7 protein-coding genes are annotated in these 9270 nt (G+C 35.8%); 6 read left to right on the top strand and 1 reads right to left on the bottom strand.

From position 1 onward, the window contains the following. A partial coding sequence (uvrB, locus tag IJF99_RS08280) for an excinuclease ABC subunit UvrB (protein ID WP_292794125.1) occupies nucleotides 1-1524 on the top strand: 1524 nt, incomplete at its 5' end. 97 nt (nucleotides 1525-1621) lie between these two features. Then, on the top strand, nucleotides 1622-1951 hold the full coding sequence (locus tag IJF99_RS08275) for a hypothetical protein (RefSeq protein WP_292794122.1): 330 nt from the start codon (nucleotides 1622-1624) through the stop codon (nucleotides 1949-1951). 72 nt (nucleotides 1952-2023) lie between these two features. Here the strand turns inward: IJF99_RS08275 and IJF99_RS08270 are convergent, their stop codons facing one another. Continuing rightward, nucleotides 2024-2194: a hypothetical protein gene (locus IJF99_RS08270; RefSeq protein WP_292794119.1), complete on the bottom strand. Its 171-nt coding sequence runs from the start codon at nucleotides 2192-2194 to the stop codon at nucleotides 2024-2026. Between the two features lie 279 nt (nucleotides 2195-2473). On the opposite strand from IJF99_RS08270, the gene uvrA reads away from it, so the two are divergent. From uvrA to IJF99_RS08250, 4 genes are all read left to right on the top strand, one after another. Next, a complete protein-coding gene (gene uvrA / locus IJF99_RS08265) occupies nucleotides 2474-5362 on the top strand; it encodes an excinuclease ABC subunit UvrA (protein WP_292794127.1) in 2889 nt (962 codons plus the stop codon). 262 nt (nucleotides 5363-5624) lie between these two features. After that, nucleotides 5625-7124 (top strand): DUF2193 domain-containing protein, encoded by a 1500-nt coding sequence (locus IJF99_RS08260; RefSeq protein ID WP_292794117.1) that lies wholly within the window; start codon nucleotides 5625-5627, stop codon nucleotides 7122-7124. An 8-nt stretch (nucleotides 7125-7132) separates the two neighbouring features. Beyond that, nucleotides 7133-7900 (top strand): MIP/aquaporin family protein, encoded by a 768-nt coding sequence (locus IJF99_RS08255; protein ID WP_292794114.1) that lies wholly within the window; start codon nucleotides 7133-7135, stop codon nucleotides 7898-7900. A 185-nt stretch (nucleotides 7901-8085) separates the two neighbouring features. Continuing rightward, on the top strand, nucleotides 8086-9120 hold the full coding sequence (locus IJF99_RS08250) for a hypothetical protein (protein WP_292794112.1): 1035 nt from the start codon (nucleotides 8086-8088) through the stop codon (nucleotides 9118-9120). Nucleotides 9121-9270: the final 150 nt, after the last annotated feature.

Below are 9270 nucleotides of genomic sequence, written 5' to 3'. Positions count from 1 at the left end.
GGATCACCTGAAGATTATGGTGAGTTTGCATTCGGAATAGCTGTCGGCGACATTTATGACCGTTCAGAAATCATCAAAAAACTAGTTTTCATGCAATATGAACGTAACGATATAGAATTTGACCGTGGACACTTTAGGGTTCGCGGTGATGTCATTGAAATTAATCCAGTTCATGGAACACCACCTATAAGAATTGAACTTTTTGGCGATGAAATCGATGCAATAAGTATTATTGACAAAGTCACAGGTAAAAAGAAAGAAAGCCTTCCAAGATACATGATTTTCCCTGCAAAGCACTTCGTTGTCGGTCAGGACAAGATGGACAAAGCTATAGCCAACATTTCTTCTGAATTGGATGAAAGGCTTGAAGAGTTGAAACTGACAGGAAAACTTCTCGAAGCACAAAGACTGGAGCAGAGAACTCGTTTTGATATAGAAATGCTTCAGGAAATGGGATATTGTCCAGGGGTAGAAAACTATTCAATGCACTTGTCAGGGCGTAATTGGGGAGATAAACCATATTCACTTTTAAAATACTTCCCTGATGATTTTTTAACAATCATTGACGAATCCCACGTTACAGTTCCGCAAATTAGAGGAATGTATAATGGGGACAGAGCACGTAAGGAAACCTTGGTTGAATACGGTTTCAGATTGCCGTCAGCAAAGGAAAACCGTCCTTTAAGATTTGATGAGTTCGAATCATCAGTAAATCAGGTCATTTATGTATCGGCAACACCTGCACAGTATGAGCTTTCAAAATCAAGAAACGTTGTGGAGCAGATTATCCGGCCGACAGGACTGGTTGATCCTGAAGTATTAATCAGGCCAGTAACAGGTCAGGTTGAAGATTTGCTTGAGGAAGTAAGAAAAACATCCGAAAAGGACGAAAGGGTATTGGTAACCACACTGACTAAGCGTATGGCTGAAGACCTGACTGATTATTATGCAAGGATAGGCATCAAGGTAAGATATATGCACTCTGAGATTGACACATTGGAGAGAATAGATATAGTCAATGATTTGAGACGTGGTAAGTTTGACGTTCTTGTTGGTGTCAATCTTTTAAGGGAAGGATTGGATTTGCCTGAAGTGTCTCTGGTAGCTATTCTTGATGCTGATAAGGAAGGATTTTTGAGAAATGAAACATCTCTTATACAGACAATCGGAAGGGCAGCAAGAAACGTTAACGGCCGTGTGATAATGTATGTGGATGACATGACAGATTCCGTTAAAAACGCATATGAAACCACACTCAAAAGACGCAAGCTTCAAATGAAATACAATGAGGTTCATGGAATTACTCCAAAATCAACCCAAAGAACATTGAAGGAAAAATTAGCTGAAGAGGATGAAAAATACAAAGGTATTGGAACAGACATCACTAAAATGCCTAAAGATGAACTTCAATTGCTTATCAAAGATTTGGAACGGGATATGAAAGATGCAGCTGCAAGACTTGACTTTGAGAGAGCTGCTGACTTGAGAAATAAATTGTATGCCTTAAAAGGATTTGATAAATAGCTTTTTTTAGGGTGTGTTTTTTCACTGTGTCGCACTTCAAATATTTTTAAAAATTATTTTTCACATAATTGGTATTATTCAATTTGGAGGTGTGTTAGTGTTTGACTATACCTTGGAAGAAGTATTGGAATTGTTGAATAATATTGATGAATCTCAAATTAAAGAGTCAAGACATTTCATTGAATCCAATATTGATAGATTTGCAGATATTGGATTGATTTATAACTTATTATTAAACAAAAAACCTGTTCAAATTGGTAAAACAAAAACCGGAACATATAAGGTTGTATATGAGCATCCAAAACAAAAATCTAAAGATATATATATATATTTGATAATTATGATAATTAATAGTCAAGAAATAACCTTGAAAACAATCTATCCGGCTAATAGCAGTAGGAGGCTTCGTGAGCATGAACCAAATTAAGACATTTAACTTAAAATATTCATATGATTTTGAAGTAGATAGTATTCATATTAAAATAACTGATGATTATATTTATAAAGAATAATTAGAGCTTGAAGAAGGCATTATTTTAGATTTTAGTGATGAAGGTATTCCTGTTGCATTAGAAATTTTAGATATTAGTGAGTTATTTTCTATTAGGAAGGATTGTTTTAAAAATATTGAGAATATTAATATTTCAATTGCTATTACTAACTCAAGCATTTCTTTAAACCTTTTGATTGAAGTTTTAAACAATGACGAGAAAATAAACCAACCATTCAGCACTATTGCTAAAAATATTATTAATGTTCCTGAAATGGAAGTAATATGTTCTTGTTAATTAATTTTTCACTGTTCTAATGAGTTGGGAATGAAATCTAAATTAATTTTGAAGATTCATTTTAATCATTAATATATTCGTTAGTTCTATTACTTTTCAAATGCTCTTTGAAATACTTTATAAATGATTTTGTTCTAATATTATATAACTAAATTAAGGAGATTACTATGGAGTCTAAAAAGCAAATAGTCATCAAGGGTGCACGTGAGCACAATCTGCAGGATATTGATGTAAGCGTTCCCCGTGATGAATTCATTGTAATTACAGGTATTAGTGGGTCTGGTAAGTCTTCACTAGCTTTTGATACAATATATGCTGAAGGACAGCGTAGATATGTTGAATCACTCTCAGCTTATGCAAGACAATTCTTAGGTCAAATGAAAAAACCGGAAATGGAATCAATCGAAGGGCTGTCTCCTGCTATTTCAATTGACCAGAAAACAACAAGAGAAAACCCAAGATCAACTGTAGGTACAATTACAGAAATTTATGATTATTTAAGATTATTGTATGCAAGAATAGGCATTCCGCACTGTCCTAATTGTGGTCGTGAAATCTCACAGCAGACCATAGGTCAGATTGGAGATGCAATCATCGATGAAGGCGAAGGTCTTAAAATCCAAATTTTATCTCCTGTCGTTCGTGACAAGAAAGGACAGCACAAGGATGTTTTGGATGATTTAAGAAACAAAGGTTTTGTTCGTGTCCGTGTCGATGGTGAAATTAGGGATTTGGAAGAAGACATTGACCTTGCAAAAACATACCGTCACAGCATTGACGTTGTAGTTGACAGGCTTAAGACTAGAAAGGACGTTGACTTTAAAAGAAGGTTGGTTGATTCTCTAGAAACCGCAGCCGAATTTGCAGGCGGTCTGATAACCGTTTTATTTGACAGCGGCGAGGAGGAATATGAGAAAAAATACTCCGAACATTTTGCCTGTGTGGACTGTGGAATAAACTTTGAAGAGCTGACTCCAAGGATGTTTTCATTCAACGCTCCTCAAGGGGCATGTCCTGAATGTAACGGTATAGGTTCCAAAATGGAAATAGACCCTGATTTGATTGTTCCAGACAATACTCTGACATTAAATGAGGGAGCCATTGCGCCATGGTCAAAATCTTCAAAAAGAGAAAACTATTACTATCAGATGCTTGAAGCGGTGTCAAAACACTTTGGATTCAGCATGGATGTTCCATTTAATGAACTTGACAAGGAATATCAAAATACAATCCTTTATGGTTGCAACGATAAAATTCCGTTTACTTTTAAAAGAAGAAATAAATCCTATATGGTAAACCGTAAATTCGAAGGCGTGATTCCAAGAATGGAGAGATTATACATCGAGACAAAATCAAATTACTCCAGAAAATACCTTTCAAAATTCATGAGCGACAGAAAGTGTCACGTCTGTGGAGGAAAACGTTTAAGGCCTGAAGTTTTAGCCGTTACCGTTGGTGGAAAATCAATCATTGACGTTTGTGATTTGGCTATTAAGGATTCATATCAATTTTTCCAGGATTTGGAACTCACAGAACGTGAAAATTTCATTGCTAGAGAAGTCCTAAAGGAAATTAAGGAACGTTTGAGCTTTTTGGTTGAAGTGGGCTTGGATTACTTGTCAATGTCAAGATCATCAGGTACTCTTTCCGGTGGAGAAGCGCAAAGAATCAGATTGGCTACCCAAATCGGTTCAGGTCTTGTAGGAGTACTTTATATCCTGGACGAGCCAAGTATAGGTCTTCACCAGAGGGACAATATAAAACTCATTGAAGCATTAAAAAGACTTAAGGATTTGGGAAATACGTTGGTTGTTGTTGAGCACGATGAAGAAACAATCCTGTCTGCCGACTATGTTGTAGACATCGGCCCTGGTGCAGGAGAGCATGGAGGAAAGGTTGTAGCTCAGGGAACTCCTAGAGACATCATGACAAATCCTGATTCAATTACTGGCCAATACATCTCAAGAACTAAAAAAATAGACATTCCACAAAAAAGAAGAGATGGCAATGGTCTGTTTATAAATATAAAAGGAGCGGCTCAAAATAACCTTAAACACATTGATGTTGATATTCCGTTGGGCAAGTTCACATGTGTCACCGGTGTGAGCGGATCCGGTAAAAGCAGTCTGATTAATGAAATCTTATACAAGGGAACCAAAGGAAAACTTGCCAAAAAATTCACTTTCGCCGGAAAATACGATGAAATTGAAGGATTGGAAAATATTGACAAGGTAATTGCAATAGATCAAAAACCTATTGGAAGAACTCCAAGGTCCAATCCTGCAACATACACTGGAGTTTTCACTGACATTCGTGATCTGTTTGCAAACACTCCAGAGTCAAAAGCAAGAGGATACAAACCTGGAAGATTCTCATTCAACGTGAAAGGCGGAAGATGCGAAGCCTGCTCCGGTGATGGTATTGTACAAATTGAAATGCACTTTTTGGCTGACGTGTTTGTTCCATGTGAAGTTTGCGGCGGTAAAAGATACAATGAAGAGACCTTGGATATTAGATACAAAGGTAAAAATATCTATGAGGTCCTGGAAATGACAGTTGAAGAGGCACTGGAGTTCTTTGAACACATTCCAAAAATCACCAAAAAGCTTCAGACATTATATGATGTCGGTTTGGGTTATATGAAAATAGGTCAGCCTGCAACAACACTGTCAGGTGGTGAAGCCCAAAGAATCAAACTAGCTAAAGAGCTTTCAAGAACCAGCACAGGCAAAACATTGTATATACTGGATGAACCAACCACAGGTCTTCACTTTGCAGATATCAAAAGATTACTTGAAGTTCTTGCCAGATTGACTGATGCAGGCAATTCTGTTGTTGTAATTGAACATAATTTGGATGTTATCAAAACCGCTGACCACATTATCGATTTGGGTCCTGAAGGTGGAGATGGCGGTGGTGAGGTAATAGCTACCGGAACACCAGAAGAAGTTGCTGAATCCGGAACATATACAGGTCAATTCCTTGAAAAGATGCTTGATGAAAACATCACCCCATATGCAAAAGAATTAGTAGAAGATATCGGAAAGTAGATTATCTTCTATTTTATTAATTTTAACAATTTTTTTTAATAATTTTATTTGATGTTACTAATTTTTCATTTGTTTTTTCTCATTTTTATTCAATAGTTTAGCTATTTTTTAAAAAAATTATATTATAAAAACTCATTTTTTTAAAACATTTTCAATAAATTTATATATTTCACTGAATAAAATTTTAATCAACTAATAATAGATATCTTTAAATAGTTGTTTAAAGCCTATTAGTAGTACACTTATTATTCGGGTGATAATAATGAGAGAGTTATATGAAAAAATGATTAACGAATCAATGGCTGCTCAAAAAGCAGACGTTGCAGTTATATCAGAAAATAGGTACAATGATTTTAAAATAACTGATGCAAAGCCATATGCTGATGCTGTTGCAGGTATGAAAGCATTGGACAATCAAGCGGAATCTGTAATCAACCTGCACAAGGATTCTGTTAAAAACCACTTTGAAATTTTATCTTCCATTACAGACACACTAAAATGTGAAGATGATCCTTTCATTGAACATTTCCAAACTCCTCCTGTTTTTGAAATATTATGCGAAGAGGATGGAGAATTTGCAGACAGTGTAGACAAATTCATTCAGGCTATCGCAGATAACGAAGCAATCGTTGCAAAAGAATCCATCAGAAGATATGGTGGATTTTACGGACCGACATGTGTTGTGGACTTTGCCTTAATGCCTGGAAGCACAAGTAATGTTGTAAATCAGATACTTCAAAAGACAGACATTCCTGTTGCTCACAAACAAGCAATTCTATCTGCAAAATCATGGGGTATGAACACTTCATACGGTATTGGAGATGCATTTGCAAATGCTATCGAAGCCGGTGCAACCGCAGCTGAAGCAACAGAAAAGGAAATTGCAACTTTACAAATGGTTTACAAAACACCTATTGAAGCGCAAGGCACTTTAATGGATGATGCAGACCACTCATCATTTGATGTAAGAGATTACATGAACAAATACAAAAAGGCAATGACTTCAACAGTTAAGGCTGCAATGGATGATGGAGTACACTATGGAAACATTGTAACAGTGCCTGCTTACTGTGTTGGAGATATCGGCCACCACATTGGCCAATCCACATACAACATGTGCAAGGATGACGTAACACTTGCAATCGTTCAGGCAACTGCTGAAGTAATCGGTTCAACTTTGACAGCTAATTTGGATAATTATAAATCCGAATTTGATGTATTGAAACTTGCTACAGGTTCATCAGCATGTGCAACCGAATTTATTTTGGAATTGGATGGATTCAACGCACCGATGGTTGTAGACTTGTTCTCCAAAAGATTCCACAACTTTGTACAGCAATATCCAACTAGAGGAGCAGCTGCAGAATTGCACAACTGTGACTTTATGGACATGATTTACAGAGGATTCAATGCAATCAGCGGAGCACGTAAATTCAGAGCAGGCACCGGTGGAGAATTGGCGCCAAAAATCAACGGCATGACAGTTGATTTAAGTCCAATTTTAGCTAATGAAACTGTAATGAATCCACAAAGATACACTTATCCTGCATGCGCTATAACAGTAAGGTTCTCATCACTCATGAGACTTGCAGACTATCCATGTCTTTTAACTTCAGAACCTATTACAGCAACCATGATGACAAACATCATTGCACTTAACAAAGAGGCTCCAGGATCTCCTGTAAGAGGATGTAAAAACTGTGCTGCGGCATCTTTAGTTGACAACAAACACGAATACTGTCAATGGAGAGAATCTGTATAGGTGAGCATATGACTTGTAATATTAGAAAAAAATTCTTTGCAGAACTATTAGGAACATTTTTCTTGGTATTTTTCGGTACAGGCGCAGCAGTTGTAACATTATTGATTGGTGATGCGGCCGGAGTTACCGGAATTGGGCCTTTGGGCGGTCTTGGTGACTGGATTGCCATTGCATTGGCATTCGGTCTGACTGTAATGATATGTATTTATGTGTTTGGAAAAATATCAGGTGCACATTTAAATCCTGCTGTAACTATTGGGCTGCTTGTGACAAAAAACATCGCTTTGGTTGACAGTATTTATTATATTGTTGCACAGGCAATTGGTGCATGTTTAGGAAGTTTATGCTTGTTCCTATGCCTGGGTGCTCCTGCAGTAACAATCGGGGGTCTCGGTGCAACAGCTCCTGGACTTGGTGTAAGTTACCTTCAAGCAATGTTTGCCGAATTTTTAGGAACATTCTTCCTTATGATGGTTGTAATGGGTGTAGCAGTTGACAAAAAGGCAGAACCTGGTTTTGCAGGTATTTCAATTGGTATGACTGTTGCTGCGGTAATCGTAGTGCTGGGTGCATTTACAGGTGCTTCAATCAACCCTGCACGTACATTCGGACCATACTTGATGGACATGATTTTAGGAGGTCAAAACCTCTGGGGATTATTCCCAATATACTTGGTAGGGCCTATTCTTGGTGCAATTTGTGCAGCATTCGCATATGCATACTTGGCTAAAGACAGTGGAGTCTGTGAACTTCCACAACCTTTCAACGATGAATAATTCTTTTTGAATTATTCTACTTTTCTTTTTTTGAATTATATTTTTTAAATTAACATCAATCTTATAATGTTACTTATTTTTTTCATATTGTACTAAATATTGCTTTAAACTCATATCAAAAGATTTATATTCTTTTAAATATAAATTAAAGAGTAATTAACTATTTTAAGGGGGGGGGAGAATGTATGGAATTTCATGAAGATGTAATTTTCAAAATCCAAGGTTATGAATATGGTCAAAAACTAATTGAAATTATTGATATTCCTGGAAAAATAGTGGAAATTCATCCAACTGAATATAGTGTCATTGACCCGAAAATGTACAAGCCGGACATGGTATTTGAGTTGGAAGACAAGGTGATAATACTTGAGTTTCAAAGTACTTATGTTGATATTACAGACAAAAGGAGATTCCGATTCTACAGTGCTTTAGTCGATAATGTTACTATTAAATCAAAAAAGCCTATTGAAGTGCATGTTTTAAGCACTATTGAAAATGATAACACAAAATGCTATATGATTAACCAGCAATCTAGATTTCCAATATATGTCCATTCTCTTAAAAGATATCAGGCACATGAGTTTTTAAATAGTATTAATATCAAAATACAAAACAAGAAGAAAATTTCTAAGAAGGACTTACTGTTAATAAGTTTGCTTTGTTTCATGAATTCGGATATTAAAACAGACCAACTGATACTCAATTCGGCAGTAACAATTACTAATATTCCTAATTTAAACATGGAAATTGGTCAGTTTGTAAAAGGAGTAATCTTATTGTTGTGTGATAAATTTGTTAAAGATGAATCATTGAATAAAACAATTTCAAATTTGGTAGGTGGAAACATGAAAATCGTTGAAGATTATGCTCAAAGAAAAGTTGATGAGGCAAAAGTAGAATTTCAAAAGGAATTGCAAGCTAAAGATGATGAATTGGTTGCTAAGGATGAAGAATTGGTTGCCAAGGATGAGGAGTTAGTTGCTAAGGATGAAGAATTGGTTGCTAAGGATGAGGAGTTAGTTGCTAAGGATGAGGAGTTAGTTGCTAAGGATGAAGAGTTGGTTGCCAAGGATTTTGAGCTAGTTGCAAAAGATGATGAGCTTAAAAAATCCAAGCAAAATTTCGTAATTAATTTGGATAAGGAAGGTTATTCAATTAAGGATATTGCAAGGCTTGCCAATGTCAGTTTGGAGTTTGTAAGCGAAACGTTATCCCAATGATTATTTTCATCAGGTTTTGTAAATTTGTTAGTTGGTAATTCGATTTTTTGAATTTTTCAGAGGAAATTTTTAATATTTTTCTTTTTGCGAAAATTTTTTCGAAAAATTTATAGATTACCTCTTTTTTCAAATTTTTATTTTCATTAAAAT

The sequence above is a fragment of the Methanobrevibacter sp. genome, from assembly GCF_017406825.1.
GTDB lineage: Archaea > Methanobacteriota > Methanobacteria > Methanobacteriales > Methanobacteriaceae > Methanocatella.
Note: the sequence above shows the minus strand (reverse complement) of the source record. Positions and strands in the feature narration are given on the sequence as shown.